General features: G+C 67.0%; 18 protein-coding genes. 1 reads left to right on the top strand and 17 read right to left on the bottom strand.

Annotated elements, in window-relative coordinates; genetic code table 11:
• The 16 genes from AAC050_RS09425 to AAC050_RS09350 form a co-directional block, all read right to left on the bottom strand.
• Complete coding sequence (locus AAC050_RS09425) at positions 1–519, bottom strand: periplasmic heavy metal sensor (RefSeq protein WP_339914826.1); 519 nt, start codon at positions 517–519, stop codon at positions 1–3.
• On the bottom strand, positions 516–944 hold the full coding sequence (locus AAC050_RS09420) for a hypothetical protein (protein ID WP_339914825.1): 429 nt from the start codon (positions 942–944) through the stop codon (positions 516–518). Before AAC050_RS09420 ends, AAC050_RS09425 begins: the two co-directional genes overlap by 4 nt.
• The gene (locus AAC050_RS09415) at positions 941–1525 is read right to left on the bottom strand and encodes an RNA polymerase sigma factor (RefSeq protein WP_339914824.1); all 585 of its coding nucleotides are present in this window, start codon (positions 1523–1525) and stop codon (positions 941–943) included. The genes AAC050_RS09420 and AAC050_RS09415 overlap by 4 nt, the downstream gene beginning before the upstream one ends.
• A gap of 65 nt (positions 1526–1590) precedes the next feature.
• Positions 1591–2256: an EF-hand domain-containing protein gene (locus AAC050_RS09410; RefSeq protein WP_339914823.1), complete on the bottom strand. Its 666-nt coding sequence runs from the start codon at positions 2254–2256 to the stop codon at positions 1591–1593.
• A 73-nt stretch (positions 2257–2329) separates the two neighbouring features.
• Positions 2330–5230: a bifunctional [glutamine synthetase] adenylyltransferase/[glutamine synthetase]-adenylyl-L-tyrosine phosphorylase gene (locus AAC050_RS09405; RefSeq protein WP_339914822.1), complete on the bottom strand. Its 2901-nt coding sequence runs from the start codon at positions 5228–5230 to the stop codon at positions 2330–2332.
• Positions 5227–6681: a HAMP domain-containing sensor histidine kinase gene (locus tag AAC050_RS09400; RefSeq protein WP_339914821.1), complete on the bottom strand. Its 1455-nt coding sequence runs from the start codon at positions 6679–6681 to the stop codon at positions 5227–5229. Before AAC050_RS09400 ends, AAC050_RS09405 begins: the two co-directional genes overlap by 4 nt.
• A 6-nt stretch (positions 6682–6687) precedes the next feature.
• Complete coding sequence (locus AAC050_RS09395) at positions 6688–7359, bottom strand: response regulator transcription factor (RefSeq protein WP_339914820.1); 672 nt, start codon at positions 7357–7359, stop codon at positions 6688–6690.
• Between the two features lie 86 nt (positions 7360–7445).
• Entirely contained in the window at positions 7446–9014 is a 1569-nt protein-coding gene (locus AAC050_RS09390; protein WP_339914819.1) for a Do family serine endopeptidase, read from the bottom strand.
• 87 nt (positions 9015–9101) lie between these two features.
• Positions 9102–9617, bottom strand: coding sequence for a cytochrome c-type biogenesis protein (locus AAC050_RS09385; RefSeq protein WP_339914818.1), 516 nt, complete (start codon positions 9615–9617; stop codon positions 9102–9104).
• Entirely contained in the window at positions 9614–11605 is a 1992-nt protein-coding gene (locus AAC050_RS09380; RefSeq protein ID WP_339914817.1) for a heme lyase CcmF/NrfE family subunit, read from the bottom strand. Before AAC050_RS09380 ends, AAC050_RS09385 begins: the two co-directional genes overlap by 4 nt.
• Positions 11602–12072 (bottom strand): cytochrome c maturation protein CcmE, encoded by a 471-nt coding sequence (ccmE, locus tag AAC050_RS09375; RefSeq protein ID WP_339914816.1) that lies wholly within the window; start codon positions 12070–12072, stop codon positions 11602–11604. The genes AAC050_RS09380 and ccmE overlap by 4 nt, the downstream gene beginning before the upstream one ends.
• Positions 12072–12899 carry a c-type cytochrome biogenesis protein CcmI gene (gene ccmI / locus AAC050_RS09370; RefSeq protein ID WP_339914815.1) on the bottom strand — a complete coding sequence of 276 codons (828 nt, stop codon included), beginning with the start codon at positions 12897–12899 and terminating at the stop codon, positions 12072–12074. The genes ccmE and ccmI overlap by 1 nt, the downstream gene beginning before the upstream one ends.
• Positions 12900–12977: 78 nt before the next feature.
• The gene (locus tag AAC050_RS09365) at positions 12978–14330 is read right to left on the bottom strand and encodes a hypothetical protein (protein ID WP_339914814.1); all 1353 of its coding nucleotides are present in this window, start codon (positions 14328–14330) and stop codon (positions 12978–12980) included.
• Positions 14331–14430: 100 nt separating this feature from the next.
• The gene (locus tag AAC050_RS09360; RefSeq protein WP_339914813.1) at positions 14431–15876 is read right to left on the bottom strand and encodes a sensor histidine kinase; all 1446 of its coding nucleotides are present in this window, start codon (positions 15874–15876) and stop codon (positions 14431–14433) included.
• Positions 15877–15886: 10 nt separating this feature from the next.
• A complete protein-coding gene (locus AAC050_RS09355; RefSeq protein ID WP_339914812.1) occupies positions 15887–16567 on the bottom strand; it encodes a response regulator transcription factor in 681 nt (226 codons plus the stop codon).
• The gene (locus tag AAC050_RS09350; protein WP_339914811.1) at positions 16568–16867 is read right to left on the bottom strand and encodes a hypothetical protein; all 300 of its coding nucleotides are present in this window, start codon (positions 16865–16867) and stop codon (positions 16568–16570) included.
• Between the two features lie 224 nt (positions 16868–17091).
• On the opposite strand from AAC050_RS09350, the gene AAC050_RS09345 reads away from it, so the two are divergent.
• Entirely contained in the window at positions 17092–17640 is a 549-nt protein-coding gene (locus tag AAC050_RS09345; protein WP_339914810.1) for a hypothetical protein, read from the top strand.
• Positions 17641–17703: 63 nt separating this feature from the next.
• Here AAC050_RS09345 and AAC050_RS09340 read toward each other — a convergent pair whose 3' ends face one another.
• Positions 17704–18513, bottom strand: a complete 810-nt coding sequence (locus AAC050_RS09340) for a PhzF family phenazine biosynthesis protein (protein ID WP_339914809.1) — start codon at positions 18511–18513, stop codon at positions 17704–17706.
• Positions 18514–18544 lie beyond the last annotated feature (31 nt).

The following is an 18544-nucleotide window of genomic DNA, read 5'->3' as shown; positions in this document are numbered from 1 at the left end:
CTAGTGCGGGGGCGGCGCTTCGTTCCGGTCCGCATGGGGCCCACGCTCTGCGCCACCTCGACCGTTCCGGCCACCACGACGAGCCAGAATGGGGGCCAGCGCCTTGCGGTCATCGACATCCAGCGTGGCAAGAACTGACACGGCGGTCTCCTCGAGACGGGCGCGACCCCGCAGCTCAGCCGTACGCGACCGCTCCAGCATGGCCCGGACCTCGGCCGCATCGAAGGTCTCGCCACCGGCCAGGGCAACCGCTGAACGGCGCGCCGAACGGGCCTCCTCAAAATCAGAGCGCGAGGCCAGCGCCGAAGCGCGCAATTCCGCATGAACCCGTTCACCGATCTCGGGGTCCATCGAGGCAATCAGCGCCCGGATCGGTGAGGCCCGCGGCGTCCGCCGATCAGCCTCAACCCGCGCCTCGATCCTGCTGTGGTTCACCACAGCGGTCACCCCGGCAGCAATCGCGAACAGATTCAGGGCCACCGATACGGCAAGACCGATCTTGAGCGAATTGGGCGTCATCCCAGCACCTCCGTATCATCCATTCCGGCCAGGGTGGCCTGATACAGAACCGCATCCGCCTGAAGGTCTGCCGTCAATCGGGTGGTCAGGGTCAGGCCGACGACAATCCCGGCACAGGCCGCCGCCGCCCATCCCAAACCGGATGCCAGCACCAGGCGATCCATCCGGAACCGTCCGCCACGACGAACCCTGAGGCCGGCCACGGCAGCGGAGGCGATCACCCGGTCACGCAACGCGGCGGAAGGCACAGGGCGCGGCGACGCATGAAGCACCTCATCCAGCGCCATGGCCTCGGCGACGATCCGACCCGCGGCGACAGGCTCGGAGTCCAGCAATCGCTCCGCCGCCGCACGCGCGTCGTCCGGCCAGCGACGCAGGTCGCCGCCCCAGGCGTCCGCCTGCGCCTTCATCTGCTGCAGGTTCATCCCCGTTCTCCCCTAACTGGCCGGCCGGCACCCTCGGGTGCCAGATCGGCCAAGGCTTGTCGCAGGGCCCGGCGGCCCCGCGAAAGCAGACTTTCCAGCGCGTCCACACTGACCTTCATCAATATGGCGGCCTCGATATTGGTCAGCTCCTGATAGTGGCACAGCACGATGGCCTCGCGCTGACGATCCGGCAGCTGCGCCAGCGCCGCGTCCACACGCTTTCCGACATCGGCAGCCAGCAAGCCCCGGTCCGGCGTGGCTGTCTCGTCGGCGCGCTCGGGAAGCACGGCGGTCGGCGTCTCTCGCCGCCGTCTCAGCCGGTCGTAGCAGAGGTTGAGGGCCACCCGATGTAGCCAGGTGTCGAATTTCGCCCGGCCCGGCGTCCACTTCCGGGACTGACGCCAGGCCCGCAGCATGGCCTCCTGGGCCACGTCCTCGGCCTCGACCGCGTCGCCCAGCATGCGCTGCGCCAGCGCCAGCATGCGCGGCAGCTTGCGCGCCACCATTGCCTGAATGGCCGCGGGGTCGCCCTGACCCACGCGGCGCACCAGATCCTCGTCGGGGTCGTCGATTCCCGCCAATCCGGGTCCTTTCGTGACTGACCGAAAGGGCCGGCCGGTCGATGACCGCCTTCCCCGACATCATCCTACTCCGAAGGCGACGACGCGGGCGACGCCTGTCTCCGGGCCTGACGGGCGGCACCGCGTTCCGTCATATGTTCCCGGCGCTGCTCGCGCATCTGCTGCCGCCCGGCGCGCCCTTCCTCAGCCGTGAGATAACCATCGTGATTCGTATCGAGACGAGCGAAGGATTCAATCGCCCGCGCCCGGGCCTCGGTGATCACGACCGGACCACGGTCGGCCCCGCGACGCTCACCCTGATGCGCCATCGCGCCACCACGGTTGCCGTGCCGGCCAGCCCGGTGACCGCGGCTGCGCTCGCCGTGCGCCCCATCCCGGGCACCTTCGCCGCGCGCCGCATGGGCACCGTCGAATTCGCTGCGGCTGATGGTCCCGTTGTTGTCGGCATCCAGCCGGGCAAAGCGGGCCGTGTTTCGCTCGGCGCGATGGGCCTGCATGGCGGCCTGGCGTTCCTCGACCGTCACCGTGCCATCCCGGTTGGCATCGCTCGCGATCAGACGCTGGACGCGCTGCTGCACGAATTCAGCCTGGCTGACGCGGCCATCGGCGTTGGCGTCCGCACGGGCATGTCGTTGCGTCGCACCGGCCGGTGCCTGCTGCGCCAGGGCGACACCACCGGCAGCGGCGAGAGTCAGGGCAGCGAGGCCACCCAGCATGAGGGTCTTCTTCATAACGATCAGTCTCCAGAGACCGCAGAACTGGCGGTCGCAGTTTCCCCGTCTGAAGTCTCTAACGGGGCCCGCCTCAGAGTCCGTCGCTGGGGGGCGGAAGCAGCGCCTCGAAGGCCGCCCGTGCGGCCGCGCGAACCTCGGTCAGACGGCGTTTCAAGGTTTGAAAATCCGGTTCCGCGGCCGCTTCGGCGAGGCGTTGGCGAAACCCCTCAGGCTCGGTCTCCGGGTCCGGTCGGTCATCCGACGCGCAACTCAACACCTGGGCCAGACGCTGCTGCATGCGCCAGGCCTCGGCCAGCACCGGATCGTCTTCCAGAGCCTCCAGGGTCGACACGGTCAGGGCCTTCCCCGCCACGGCCCGCGTTAGCTGGCGGAACTGGGCCACAAACTCCGCATCGACCTGACCGCCGGAAGACAGCTTCAGATCCCAGAACCCCCGCGCCGGTCGCCCCTGCTCCATCCGGTCGCGCATGCGCCGCACGTCCCCCACAATGTCCGCCCCGGGACGCGGACGACGCAGCGCCGCCTCGATCGCCTCTCCGACCCGCTCTCCGAACGCCGCGTCACTGGCCCAGACGACCCGTGCCCGGGTCAGGGTCATGAACTCCCAAGTGTCCGCATCTTTTTTGTAGTAATCTACCAGCCGCCCGAGCCGGACCGAGACCGGCCCTTTGGAGCCACCCGGCCGCAACCGCATATCGACTTCGTACAGCCCCCCTTCAGCCGTATGTGACGACAACGCCGCGATCAGCCGTTGGGTGAAGCGGGCAAAAAAGACCTCCGCGCTCCAGCCACGCCCTTCGGACACGGCCTCGGGCCTGGCCTCATAGACAGTCATCAGATCAAGGTCAGAGCCGGCGGTCATCTCTTGCGACCCGGCCTTGCCGAGGGCGACCATCGCGACACCGCCGGTCATGGCTCCGCCCATGCGCGTCGCCTCGGCCAGGGCGGCGGGTGCCAGCACCCGCATGGTACCGTCAGCCAATGACGTATAGGCCCGCCCCGCCGCAGCCGCCCCGACGCGGCCGGTCAACGTCTGCAGGCCGATCCGGAACATCTGCTCGCGATGAATGCGCCGAACCGCATTCATCGCCATCTCGAAATCGTCAGCGGCCGCGACCTCAAATTCCAACTGCGCCAGCAACCCGGAATCTTCGTCCAGATCCCGCAGGAACCGGGCGTCAAGAATACTGTCCAGCGCGGCCGGGTATCGGCCCAGGGTACGGGCGAGACGCGGCGCGAACGCCATGACTCCCAGCACCACTTCAAACAACTGCGGCTGAGCCAGGAAAAGGGCCTGAACCTGAACCCCCGCGCTCAGCCCGGAAAAAAACACGGCAAAGCGTCGGAAAGCCGCATCTGGTGCACCGGACCGGGCAACAGCGGTCAGCAACTGCGGAGCCAACCGGGTGAACAGCTCCCGGCCCCGGGCGGAACGCGTCGCCGGTATTCGCCCATGATGCCAGCTGCGGATGGTGTCGGCGACTGTGTCCGGATCGCTGAACCCCATGCGGCTCAGCGTCCCCAGGGTCTCGGGATCATTTTCAATCCCCGTGAAGACCAGGCTGCCATAGGGCGAGGACAGATCCTCCTCACCTTCAAACAGTTCGCCATAGCGACGGTTGACGGCAAGCAGGGTCCGTTCGACCCCGGCATCGAAACCGGCCAGATCGGCCTGTCCCGCCAGAGCCGCGACCGCCGCCCGGGGACCCGGCTCCACCGACAGGCTGTGGGACTGCTCGTCCTCCAGCATCTGAACCCTGTGTTCCAGCCCGCGCAGCTTGACATAGAAACCGGTCAGTTCGTTCGCGACCCCCGTCGTGATGTGGCCGGCCTCGCTCAGGGTCTTCAGCGCATCCACCGTCCGGCTGATCCGCAGGGCCGGATTCCGCCCGCCCAGGATCAGCTGCTGGGTCTGGACGAAAAATTCAATCTCGCGGATACCGCCGCGGCCGAGTTTCAGATTGGCCCCCGCCGCCTCCAGTCCCTCTCCGGTCTTGTGCACATGGATCTGGCGCTTGATCGACTGGATATCGAGAATAGCCGGATAATCCAGACTGCGTCGCCAGACGAATGGCGTCAGCGCCTTCAGAAAGTTCGCAGCCGCAGCAAAGTCTCCAGCCACCGCCCGGGCCTTGATAAAGGCCGCCCGCTCCCAGTTCTGGCCGACCGATTCATAGTAGGCCAGCGCCATAGGGGCGGCGACGACCGGCGGGGTCGAGGACGGGTCGGGTCGCAATCTCAGATCAACGCGAAACACATAACCGTCCGCCGTCCGTTCCGACAGTAATCCGGCCAGGGTCTGGGCCGCGCGATTGACGAACCTCTGCGCCTCGACGCCGGGGGCCAGGGCCGCCTCCAGCGGTTCGGGCTCGTAGAAGAGCGACAGGTCGATGTCGCTGGAATAGTTCAGCTCGAACGCCCCGTGCTTGCCCATGGCCAGACCGAACAGGCCCGGAATCGGTCCGCGCGGATCGTCCACCGTCGCCAGCAATTTGCCTGCCTCACGCTGTTGGAAAGCCACCGAGGCCAGGGCCGTTTGCGTTGCCGCATCGGCAAAGCGGGACAAGGCCCCCGTCACCTGATCCAGATCCCAGACCCCACCCAGATCGGCCAGGGCCGTCAGCAGATGAAGCTCGGCCTTCAATTTTCGTAGGGGCGATTTCAGCGCATCTGGCTCGCCTTCCAGCGCCCGGGTCGCGTCCAGAATGGCCTCCAGCCGTGCCTCGGGGTCAGTCTCGAGCGTCGCCCTCAGCCGCTCCGGCCACCGTCGAACCAGACCCGCCAGATAGGGCGAAGCGGAAAACACCGGGGCCAGGGCCGGCCAGACCACGGGCAGCAGGTCATCCCAGCCCCCGGCGACAGCCGCCTCGAGGAGACGTTCATGCGTGCGCTCCGCAGAGCCCGCGTCGATGACCGGACCACATGGCTGCAGCCGCGGTCCGAGCGGTCCTGTCCGGACCGGGGAACTCACGTCGCCGCCGGCAGGATCAGCGCGACCCGCAGACCTGGACCGAAGCCTCCGTATTCACCCGGCCCTTCATCCAGCTGCACCCGCCCGGCATGGGCCTCCATGACCGCCGCCACCAACGACAGTCCCAGCCCGGAACCCGTTTGGGTGCGGCTGTTATCGAGGCGCACAAAACGCTCCACCACCCGGTCCCGGTCATCGTCCGGTACGCCCGGGCCGGTGTCGGTAATCGAGAACTCAATCTCACCCGACGACCGCCGCCGCACGCGCAACATCACGGCCCCGCCGGCCGGCGTATATTTGATGGCATTGTCGATAACGTTGGCCAGGGCCTGGGCGAGGAAGGGCCGGTTGGCCTCGACCATCAGGCCGGTGTCGATCTCGGCTGAGAACTCCAGTCCCTTGTCCTCGGCAGCCGGCTCGTACAGCTCGGCCATATCGGCGGCCAGACCGGCGGCGTCGAACCGCTCGGGGTCCGGCGTCCGGCCCTGCGCCGCCTGCAGCCGGGCAATGGCCAGCACCGTATTGAAGGTTTTCAGCAGTTCGTCAGACTCGCCCAGCGCCAGATGCAGGGCGTCAACGCCGTCGATCCGGCCGGCCTCGGCATCGATCAGGGCGACCTCCAGCTTGGCCCGCATCCGCGTCAGCGGCGAGCGCAGGTCATGAGCGATGGCGTCACCCGCGTGCCGGATCGAGGCCATCGAGGCCTGCAGCCGATCCAGCATCGCATTGAGACCGGCTCCCAGTTCGTCCAGTTCGTCACCGCTGCGACGCACCTCGACCCGCGTCTTCAGATCCCCCTCCTGCACGGCGGTGACGACCCGGTTCAATCGTCCCATGGCCCGTTCGACATTGCGGCTGACGATCAGGCCGCCGCCCGCGCCCAGCAGCAGGACCATGCCCATCGCGGCCCACAAGGCCTGGGTCAGACGCGACAGGTAGCGTTCGGTGTCGCCGAGGTCCTTGGCCACCACCAGCATCTCCCCGCCTGACAGGGTGACCTGAACCCCCATGGCCTGTGGGCGGATCACATTCCCGGCGGCATCCGTGTCCGAAAACCGGAACGTCCCCCACTGTTCGCCGCCCCGGTAATTATCGATCGGCGAGACATTCACCGGCTGGCCGGCGGCCGCTCCACCGGGATTGCGCACGGTGACATCCAGATCACCGGTGATCTTCCGGCCGTCCCTGTCCATCAGCAGATAGAGGTAGGAACTGCGTTTGGTGACCCGCTCGACCAGGGCCTGGTTCAGCACATCGACGCCCCGGGTCCGATAGAGGGCGGTCAGGACCGAGGTCTCGGCCCGCACGTCGGCCTCGGCCCGAGCCTGGGCCTCCGAGGCCGAGGCGAAATAGACATAGGCCAGCACCGCACTGGCTGCCGCGGCGAACAGGGCCAGAAACAGCAGCGTCAGCCGGAACGGCGTCCGCCGAAAGAGCGATGGCAGACGCATACAGCCCTAGGGCTCCAGCCGGTAACCCGCGCCGCGCACCGTCTGCAGCATCGCGTGATCGAAGCCCTTGTCGATCTTGGCCCGCAGGCGACTGATGTGGACGTCGATGACATTGGTCTGGGGGTCGAAATGATATTCCCAGACCTTCTCCAGTAACATGGTGCGCGTGACCGACTGACCGGCGTGGCGCATCAAAAATTCCAGCAGCTGGAATTCGCGCGGCTGCAGGTCGATCTCGGACTCGCCCCGATAGACGGTTCGGGCGATCAGGTTCATCTCGAGATCGCCGACCTTGAGCACGGTCTGGACCCCGCCGGTCTCGCGGCGTCGGGCCAGGGCGTCAACGCGGGCGATCAGTTCGGCAAAGGCATAAGGTTTGACCAGATAGTCGTCGCCACCGGCCTTCAGCCCGACGACGCGATCCTCGACCTCACCCATGGCCGAAAGGAACAGCACCGGAGTCTGGTCGCCGTCCTTGCGCAGGGTCTCGACCATGCCGATGCCGTCAAGTCGCGGCATCATCCGGTCGACGACATAAACGTCATAGCCGCCCTTCTGCGCCTCCAGCAGACCGAAGGCCCCGTCCACCGCATGGACCACGTCGTTGCCAGCCTCGGTCAGGCCACGCACCATCGCCGTGGCCGCCTCGGCGTCATCTTCAACCACCAGAATACGCATGGAATCAGCCCCTCAGATTCGGAATCGCCGCCGATGTTAGCGCATCGGCGGCGATGGGGGCAGTTAAGGCTTGTTCAGAGTCGTGATCATTCGCCGTCGTCAAATTTCAAAGGCGCGACGACATTGCCTTGCGGGGTGCGGATGAACAGCAACACGCTCGGTCGGCCAGCTTGCTTCGCGGCCGCGACGGCCGCCCGAAGGTCGGCGGCGGACGTCACGTTCCGGGTATTCACGCGGGTAATGACAAAACCGGCCTGCAGGCCAAGGCGCGCGGCGGGGGTCGAGCGGGCCACGTTCGTGATCATGACGCCGCTGACGTTGTCAGGCAGATTGTAGCGCGATCGCAGGGCGGACGTCAGCGCCACTACGCCCAGACCTTCTACCGGCTCCACCTGGGCGGCGGGCGGCTGGGTCTGAGCGGTACCGCCGGAACCCGAACCCTCATCGGCCAGCAATTCCTCTTCCGTAGGACGGGTCCCCGCACGGACGTTCAGCGTCTGGTGGCGACCGTTACGAATGACCTCAAGACGGATCGTTTCGCCGGGCCTCGCCTGGCCGACAAGTCGTGAGGCCTCTGTACTGTCCGCCACCGCTTCGCCGTTGACCGAGACGATGTAGTCATCGATACGCGCACCCGCACGGACGGCAGGCCCACCCTCCGTTACGCTCTCGATGAGAGCTCCCTTGAAGTCGCGGGGCTGGCCCAACGCCTCCCAGCCATCGGGGCTCAACGTTCTGAGGCCGAGACCGACATAGCCGCGTTCCACGCGACCGTTTTGCATCAGCTGTTCCGTCACGCCCTTCGCGATGGACGCCGGAATGGCGAAACCGATCCCGACAGATCCGCCTGTCTGCGAATAGATCGCCGAGTTCACGCCGATGACACGGCCGTAGATGTCGAATGTCGGACCGCCCGAGTTGCCCCGATTGATCGCTGCGTCGATCTGCAGGAAATCGACATACTGGGCCGTCTGGTTATCGACGTTCTGCCGGGCGAGGGCTGACACGATCCCCGCCGTGGCCGTGCCGCCCAGCCCAAAGGGATTCCCGACGGCGATGACCCAGTCCCCGACCCGGGGCTGGGCCTGTTCCTCAAACGAGACGAAGGGAAAGTCTGAACCCTCGACCTTGATCACAGCGAGGTCAGTGGCCTGGTCCCGTCCCACGAGGCGGGCGTCCATCTCGCGACCGTCGGCCAGCTTGACGGTGATCTTCTCCGCATTCTCGATGACGTGGTTGTTGGTGACGATGAAACCGTCCGCCGAAATCAGGAAACCAGACCCGGCCCCCATCGCCGTCGCGCCCTCATCCTCCGCACCCGGATCCTGATCCCCGCGCGGGGCTCCCGGAATCGGCACGGCTCCGAAGCCGGGAAGATTGAGCACCCCCCGACGCGAGCGCGGGATCCGCGTCTTGACGTCGATCTGCACCACCGCCGGAGCGACCTGCTGGAAGATGTCGGCAAAGCTGAGCGGCGCGCCCTGCGGCGGCGCAAAGGCCACGCCGGCGGCACCGGCTGACGGGATCAACTGCCCCACGGCCCGGGCCGGCTCGGCGTGAGCCCCCGGCCACTGAATGACGCCGCCCGCCGTCGCGGCGGCGGCAAAGGTCAGGCCGACGGCGGCCCCCAGAATGAATTCCTTACGCTTCATCATCTCGGGCGTGGATCCTTTCAGGCGGGTGCCGTGCACCCGTTCATCGGTGAATATAGGGCGGTCTGGCCCGGGACCAAACCATCAACATCAATTGAATGGTCCAGCTTGTTGCCTGTCGTTGGGCATAGTTGCGTCAGGATCAGGGCAAACAGCCTCATCCCGCAGCAGTTCAGCCAGTCGACGTTCCTCATCCGGCGACAGGGGCAGGGTCTCAGGACGTCGTCTTCGGGCCAGAACCATCAGCCCGCCACCGGCCAGCAATACCAGCGTCAACGGTCCGAACCACAGCAACCAGGTCCCCGCCCGGACCGGCGGACGGAACAGCACGAAATCACCGTAGCGGCGCACCAGATCGTCCCGGATGGCCTGATCCGACTGACCCGCATCGATTTCCTCGCGCACCAACCGGCGCATGTCGCCGGCGATGCCCGCCGGACTGTCGGCGATCGATTCATGCTGACACACGACGCAGCGAATCCCGTCGAACAGCCGTTGGGCCCGGGCCTCCTGCCGCGCATCGGCCAGGGGTCGGTCGGGAGCCGCCGCCGGCTCGGCGGCCATCAGTCCCACTGACGCCAGAGCGATCAACAGAGCCCGTCTCATCCCGGCTTCACCCGTGATTTCATGCCGACCCCGACCCGCAACCGCCGGTCCAGCAGCGACAGCAGGGCCCCAAGCGCCATGATCACCGGCCCGAGGAAGATCAACCGGGCCCACGGATTCCACCACACCCGCACGGTCCAGGCGCGGGCTTCCGTCTCCGTGGAGCGGCGCTCACCCATGACCACATAGACATCGTCCAGACCCCGGAAATCCAGTCCGACTTCCGTTGTGGTCTGACCACCGGCGGGGAAGAAACGTCGTTCAGCCACGACATCATGACCCTTGCCACCACCGCGAGGCTCGACTGTCAGCCGCCCCTGTTCGGCCAGGTAGTTCGGGCCCTCGACCATCTCGACCCCGTTCAGCCGCACGGCCCAGGGCCCGGCCTGAATTTCGCCGCCGATGGCCAGCGGAGCTGCCGCCTCGACCCGGTAGCTGGTCTCGACCACCGCGCCCATCACGAACAGTCCCAGACCAGCATGCGCCAGGGTCATGCCCCAGGTCCCCAGCGACAATTTCCTCAGACGACGACCGGACTGGGCCAGCGGTCCCCGGAACAGGCGCACCCGCTCGGCCACCTCGGCCAAGGTTCCCAAAATCAGCCAGGCCCCGATACCGATACCGGCGGCGGCCAGCGCGATTTTCGGTTCGAACAGCGCCCAGCCCGCCAGTCCCGCCAGCAGGGCCAGACCGGCGGCCAGGGCCAACCGCTGCATCACCCCCCTGATGTCACCGCGCTTCCACGCCAGCATCGGACCGGCCGGCAGGATCAGGAAGGCAACCACCATCAGCGGGGTAAAGGTGATGGCAAACCACGGCGGCCCCACCGAAATGGTCGCGCCGGACGCCGCTTCCAGGATCAACGGATACAGGGTGCCCAGCATCACCGTCGCCGCGGCGGCCGTCAGGAACAGGATGTTGAGCACCAGCGCGCCTTCACGGCTGACCGGGGCGAACAGCCCGCCGCCCTTCAGGGTCGGGGCCCGCCAGGCGAACAGGCCGAAGGCGAGTCCGGACGTCAGCCCCAGAATGGCCAGCAGCATCAGCCCCCGGTCCGGGTCCACGGCGAAGGCATGCACACTGGTCAGCACGCCTGAGCGCACGAGGAAGGCCCCCAGCATCGAAAAGGTGAAGGTCAGCAGCGCCAGGAACACGCTCCACCCGGCCAGGGCCCCGCGTCGCTCGGTCACCACTGCCGAATGCAGCAGGGCCGTCCCCGCCAGCCACGGCATGAAGGAGGCGTTCTCAACCGGGTCCCAGAACCACCAGCCGCCCCAGCCCAGCTCGTAATAGGCCCAGAAGGCTCCAAGGGTGATGCCGACCGTCAGCAACCCCCAGCTGGCCAGGGCCCAGGGTCGCACCCAGCGCCCCCAGGCGGGCCAGAAGCCGGACTGGGCCCGACCCTCGATCAGGGCAGCCACCGCCAGGGAAAAGGTCACCGAAAACCCGACATAGCCCGCGTAGAGAAACGGCGGATGGATGGCGAGCGCAGGGTCCTGCAGCAAAGGGTTCAGCGACGCACCCTGGAACGGAGCCGGGTCCAGCCGCGCGAACGGATTCGAGGTGAAGACGGCGAAGGCCAGAAACAGGGTCGACAGCGCCCCCTGCACCGCGACCGCCGAGGCCTTCAATCCGAACGGCAGTCCCCGGGCCCGGGCCAGGGCCCCGCCGAAAACGGTCATGACCAGGCACCACAGCAGCAGCGACCCCTCATGGCTGCCCCAGGCGGCGGCGACCTTGTAGAGCATCGGCTTGTCGGTGTGGCTGTTGGCCGCGACATTGGCGACCGAGAAATCGCTGACGGCGAAGGCGTGGATCAGCGCGCCGAAGGCCAGGACGACGGCCACGGCCGCCGCCAGGGCCGCCCCCTGTCCGGCCCCGGTGAGGACCGGACTGCGCCTGAGGCGACCGGCCGCCGACAGGCCCATCTGCAACGCCGACAACGTCATGGCCAGGATCAGGGCAAAGGCCCCGAATTCAACAATCACCGGTCAGTCGCTCCAGCTTCGGGTCGCCATTCACCCTTGATCTTCAGGCTCTCGGCCACCTCGCGCGGCATATAGGTTTCATCATGCTTGGCCAGAACCTGGGTCGCGCGAAAGCTGCGGTCGGGCGCGAACGCACCCTGGGCCACGATGCCCTGCCCTTCGCGGAACAGATCGGGCAGGTCGCCGCCATAAGTCACCCGGGTATCGGCCGCATTGTCCGTGATCACGAACTCGACCTGCCCGTCACTCCCGTGCCGGACGCTGTCGATCACCACCAGTCCGCCCAGACGCACCACCCGACCGGCAGGAGCCTTGTCCGGCGTCGCCTCGGACGGCGAGAAGAAGAAGGTCACCGTGTCGCGCATGGCCCACAGGGACAGGCCGACAGCCAGCGCCAGGACCGGCGCGACGGCGACGAAGATCCATAGCCGTCGCCGCGCCTTCGGTGATTTTGGCAACCAGCTCATCAGCGCCCGGCCCCGGCGGCCGCAAGCCGCTCCAGCAGATCGGCCCGACGGGGATCAGACGGCTCCAGCGCCGCGATCAATGGGGCCCAAACCGTACGGGCAGCCGCGACGTCACCCCGGGCCAGAGCGGCATCGCCCAGGAAATAGCGCGCGCCCAGCTGATCCGGATCGCGCCTGAGGGCCTCGCGGAAGGCCGCTTCGGCGTCGCCGCCGACAACGCCGTCCTGCGAGCGCACCAGACTTTCACCCAGCCGCGCCCAGCTGCGCGCATCGTCCGGCCGGATCTCCAGAGCCCGGCGAAAGGCCGAGGCCGCGCCGATCGGATCACCGGCCTCGAACCGGGCGGTCCCCAGCATGACCAGCGCTTCCTGATCACCCGGCCGGTCTTTGACCACCCGTGCCGCCACAGCGGCGATCTGCGGAGCTTCCAGCGTCGCCAGCTCCCCCATCCATTGATCAACCCGGCGGTCATAGGGTTGGTCAGTCATTCCCGGCGCGCCGACGGCGACATAGAGCCCCAGTCCGAGCGCGACGCACAGAACCACGCCTGCCAGAACCTGAAACCGGTCACCCGGCTGACCCGCCGGCGCGGCGCGGGCGTCCCGGCCCGCCGACAGCCAGCGGCGTCCGGCCTCGGCGCGCGCGGCAGCCCAGCCCGCCTCGTCCAGCAGCCCTCTGGCTTTAAGATCATCCAGTTCGGCCAGTTCGCGGCTGGCCAGGTCGGACGTCAGGCCCGACACTGTCTCCGCGCCCCGCCGGGCACCGGCCATCACCAGAAATCCGGCAAGCGCCGCTGTCAGGCCGGTCAAAATCCAGAACACTGTCATGATCGGGGGTTTAGAGCGCGGCGGAAGGAAGGGAAAGTGGTTCCGGGCTGGGCCGGAGGGCGACATCGTCGCAGTGGTTCAGATCAGGACGTCAGGGGTCCGGGCCATCATGGCGGTCCGCGACGCGACGGTCACACGACGCCGCAGGACGATGGCGGAACTCTTCTCGCCAATCAGCATCTGGAACTCTGCCGATACCCCGATCAGTTTGAGCACATGTTTGCTGTCACCTTCACCGCTGTTCACCGCGACGAACGCTTCCTCGGCATAGGTGCTCAGCCGCTGCATCAGGGCGTCAATCAATTGCCGGCGCTCGGACTCACACCCGAATATGGCCGCCGCTCCCCGCACCGCACCGACCAGATGCAGCAGCTTGCGGGCATCCTTCATGGCTTCGCTGTCGAGCGGTGCGTCCAGCTTCGGAGCCTGGCGCGTCATTCGACCGGTGATCGTCACCCGAACGAGCGGCAGGGCCTTGTCGACCATCTTTTCACTGGTCCGCAAAAGAGCGTTCAGCGTCTTGGATATGGCCACACGGGCATGGCGCGCGGACCGACCCCAGACACTGCCGGGCTCCAGTTCCAGGGTCGCATCCAGCTCTGCCAGGACACCTGCGCACCAGTTCACGTCTCTGATCACGTCCTGAACCGACCCGCCGGATGGCTTATAGGCCCCCACTCGTTCCACGCGCTGCGTCACACCCACGATCAGTCGATCCACGAACCCGGCCAGTTCAGAGGCGCTGAGAAAGGACTCCCGTCCGGCGGCACCGGACGTCTGGGTCACGATCCGCAAAATCATCACGGCATCCAGCAGATGCGCGAACAGAATTTCCAGAATGCGCTGTCCGCCATCCGGCATCACATTGGCGCTGTCACGGATCAGCAGCCGCAACTCGGCGAGCTGGTCGCCGTCCGGACGAGTCAACCAGCCATCCAGGGACTCCAGCCCCTGCCGGGCCAGGTGGCAGAGATCAAGACAGGCGGCCAGTTCCGCAAGCCCCTGCTCGCGCGCTTCGGGCGACGACAATTCGGGTGGCCAGACGACGTCGGGCTGGTCGCGCACGGCGGCGGCGGCGGCCACGCAGATCCGGTTCGCAACGATCACTGCACTGGGATCATCTCCCTCGATGCGATGCAGCAGGGCCGGTTCACGATTACTGGCAATCTTCCAGAGACGGGGCAGGACTCCGGCTGGAAAGATCAGCGACTCGATGCCATCCGAACGCGGGTAAAACATGGGCACGATCGGCGCGAGAACGATATTGCGCAGGCGGCGGTCATGGACCTCCTCCGCCAGCATGTCCGACAGCATGCGCGCCCGCTCACCCGGCATGGTGGCGACGGCCTTCGCCAGCTGGGCCAGCATGGGGTCCGCACACCGCTCAATCAGCGGTGCCATGACACTCTGAATAATCGCCTGATCGGCCATTCCGACGTCCCGCGGCCCCGGAATCGGGCCTCGTTTACCCCAACCTCACGGGATAGGGTTAATATCCACTTCCCGACAGGAATATCCTGAGGTTTCTACGTCAGGACTCGGCCGCCGGTAAATCCAGCATCACCTTCAGTCCCCCCATGGAACTGGCCGCCAGGGTCAACCGCCCGTCATAGGCGCGCACCAGATCATCGACGATGGACAACCCGAGCCCGGACCCGGGCGCACTCTCATCCAGCCGGGCTCCGCGCTTGAGCACCTCATCGCGCTGTTCTGCCGGCAGGCCCTCGCCGTCATCCTCGACCACAACAACCATCTGGCCGGATTGTGCCGCGTTGGCATGGGCCGTGATCCGGACGCGACGTCGCGACCATTTGCAGGCGTTCTCCATCAGATTGCCGAGAATTTCCTGCAGATCCTGCCGCTCGCCACGAAAAACGAGGTCATCAGGCGCACGCCAGTCGATCTCGACTCCCTTGGTTTCGAACACCTGCTCCAGCATCACGGCCAGCTCGTCCAGAACTTCGCCGATCGGGGTCCGTTCTCCGATCAACTGGGCCCGCGCCGCCGCGCGCGCGCGCCGCAGGTGGTGATCGACCTGGGCCTTCATGATCTCGGTCTGGCGTCGCACCATGTCCGGCAAGCCGCCGCTGGCGGTTCCCGCCTCCGCCAGCATCACCGACAGGGGTGTCTTCAGTGCATGGGCGAGATTGCCGACATGGGTGCGTTGTCGCTCCACCGTCTCCTGATTGTGGTCCAGCAGACGGTTGACCTGATCGGCCAGCGGCTGGATTTCGAGGGGATAGGTTTGTTCGATGCGGGCCGCCTTGCCCTTGCGGACGTCGGCGATTTCATTTCGCAGTTCGAACAGGGGACGCAGTCCGAATTTCACCTGGACGAACACGGCGGTCACCAGTCCCAGACCCATCAACGCCAGGGCCACCCAGGTCACCGCCGCGAACTGGCGGGTATCGGCCTCGACGTCGGACCGGTCGATCCCCGCCATAAACACCACCGGCCGGGTACGACCGGGCAGTTGTTTCATGCTGGCGGCGACCCTCAATGGCTCACCGCGCGGGCCGTCGGCATTGTAGGTGATGGTCTGGCCAAAAGCCCCCGCGAGCCGCTCCGGCAGGTCGGCGGGTACGATCAGGTCAGACCCCGTCAGCGATTCCGATCGCACCAGCACCGTCAGGTGTCCGTCCGCGCCCGGTTCGGCGACCGCCCAGTATTTTCCCGACAGGGGCCGCAATGACCGGGCATCCTTGATCTCGGCCGTGACCACGGTATCGGCGGTCGCATTCGAGGCCACCACCACCTCGTCGATCGTGTCGCTGAGCGTACTGCCCAGGCGCCGCAGCGCGGATTCCTGGAACAGGGAGGTCAGAACCAGTCCGGTCAGGACCAGGGCGATCAGGATCCAGCTCGAGGCCAGCCAGATCAGACGGCGAGTCAGCGACCGTTCCGTGCGGCCGAACCAGTGGCCCCGGGACCGCTTCAGGACCGCTTCGGCCGACTCGTCCCCCCCGGTGTCTGTCATGAATTCGCGATCACGCCGCGTCGGACTCACCGGCCAGCGGCGTCAACCGGTAGCCAAGACCGCGCACCGTCTCGATCCGGTCGGCCCCGATCTTCTTGCGCAAGCGGCCGACGAACACCTCGATGGTGTTGGAATCGCGATCGAAATCCTGATCGTACAGGTGCTCGACCAGCTCCGTCCGGCTGATAACCCGCCCCTGGTGCATGATCAGATAGTGCAGCAGCCGGTATTCCAGCGAGGTCAGACGCAGCGGTTCGCCGCCGACGCTGGCCCGGGCCGCGCGCGGGTCCAGTCGCAGGTCACCGCAGGCCAGCGTCGCCGAGGCGATACCGGCCGAACGCCGCAGCAGGGCCCGCAGCCGTGCCAGCAGCTCCTCGGTGTGAAACGGCTTGGTCAGATAGTCGTCGGCCCCGGCGTCAAAGCCGGCGACCTTGTCGGACCACGCCCCACGAGCGGTCAGGATCAGCACGGGCGTGGTCTTGCCGTCGCGGCGCCAGCGCTCCAGCACGGACACGCCGTCGATCTTGGGCAGGCCCAGGTCCAGCACCACCACGTCATAGGGTTCTGTGTCGCCGAGAAAATGTGCCTCCTCGCCGTCAGCGGCATGATCGACCGCATAGCCGGCATCGCCCAGCGCGCCCTTCAGCTGACGGGACAGGTCAACGTCATCTTCGACGAGCAGCACGCGCATTCAGCGTTCTCCAATGATGCGGCCGCTGCGCGCGTCCACGGTAATGTCGGCAATCCGGCCGTCCGGATAGGCCCAGCGCACCACAATAACATTGCCCCTGTAGTTGGCATTGAGATAGCGGCCGTTTCGACCCGACCGGACACTACGTTCGGCCTCGGCCAGGCTGATCCGTTGATCTTCCTCCTGCTGGGCCCCGCGATCACGCGGTTGCTCCTGACGGTCGCGCGACTGGGCGGCCGCATCGGCCATCGGCGCGGCGGTCATCAGGACGGCGAGAACAAGGATACGGATGCGGTTCATGCAGATTGGTCTAGGCCCCAGCCTCTGAACGGCGGCTGAACGTCCACTCTAGGGAAAATTAACCGTCATGGGCAGTCCGTTCCTCAACAGGAGCGCCCGTTGACCACGTCCCGGGACATGAACTGAAAATGACCCGGGCTGTTCAGGTCAGGCTCAGCGGCAAAGGTGCATGGTTAATCCAACGCAGCCCTCCCCGGCCTGCGACAAACGGAAGGACCGACCTGATGATCAAGAAAGCATTTCTCCCCGCCCTCGTCCTGGCAGCGGCCTCGGTCGCGGTTCCCGCCATGGCCCAGTCGTACGGTCATGCCCGTCAGCAATCCGGCTTCACCATCAGCATCGGCTCGAGCCCCGGCTATGGCTATAACTCGGGCTACAATTCGCGCTACAATTCCGGCTACAACCGCGGCTACGACCAGTCGGGCTGGCAGGCGATCAACCGGCGCCAGGCCAATCTCGACCGTCGTATCGACGTCGGCGTGCGCAACGGCCAGCTGACCCGGCGCGAGGCGATGAGCCTGCGTCGCGAGTTCAACAACATCGCCCGGCTCGAGTCGCGCTATCGCCGCAACGGCCTGAGCCGTCAGGAAATGGCCGACCTGGATCGCCGCTTCGACCGCCTGTCGGCGCAGATCCGCTACGAGCGTCGTGACCGCGAGACCCGCTACAACCGCAATGGTCGCAACGACCGTTACGACCGCAACGATCAGCATGAACGCCATGACCGGATCGATCACAACCAGCGGAACGACCGCAACGGTCGCCCGCACTAGACACCGGCCATCCTCCCGGGATGATGAGGGCGCGCTCCGCAAGGGTCGCGCCCTTGTCCGTGGTCAGGTCCGGATCACGCTGTCCAGCACGGTCACGGCCTGACCGCGGATCAGCACCCGCGCACCCGCCGCCTCGGTCTCGATCTCGCCGCCGCGCCCGGGGAAGGCCTGCAGAAAGCGCACCACCGGTCGTCCCAGCAGCTCGGCATACATCGGTCCCAACAGACAGTGGGCCGAGCCCGTGGCCGGGTCCTCATCCACGCCGCAGCCCGGGGCGAAAAAGCGGTCGATCACATCGACCCCGTCGCCCGCATCGGCCGGAGCGCAGACGATCACATGGCCGGCCTCGCCCGCCTCGCCCCGGATGGTCGCCAGCCGCCGGAAGTCCGGCGTCACCGCCCGCACCGCCGCCGCATCGGCCAGCACCACCACCAGATAACGCCCGGCCCGCACCTCGACCGGCCCCACCCCCAGCGCCTCGACCAACCCCTCGGGCACCGCCGTGCGCCGCGGCGGATCGGCGGGAAAGTCCATCTGATAGCCGTCGCCCCGCCGCTCGACCATCAGCGGCCCCGACCGGGTGTCGAAGGTCAGCCGCGCGGCCGTCGATCCCAGCTCGGCCAGCAGCACATGGGCCGCGCCCAGGGTGGCGTGTCCACACAGATCGACCTCGGTCGCCGGGGTGAACCAACGCAGATCGAACCGCGCCGGGTCCGCCGTGCGCCGCAGGAAGGCGGTCTCGGCCTGGTTGTTCTCCATCGCCAGCGCCTGCATCCAGCCGGCCTTGGGCCAGACCTCGAACGGCTCGACCACACAGGCCGGATTGCCCCGAAAGGGGGCGGAGGCGAAGGCATCGACGGTCCACTGGCGCATCAGGCGGGTCCTTGCGGTTGGACGATGGTGA

Origin of the sequence: uncultured Brevundimonas sp. (assembly GCF_963974615.1) — a bacterium.
Lineage (GTDB): Bacteria > Pseudomonadota > Alphaproteobacteria > Caulobacterales > Caulobacteraceae > Brevundimonas.
Note: the sequence above shows the minus strand (reverse complement) of the source record. Positions and strands in the feature narration are given on the sequence as shown.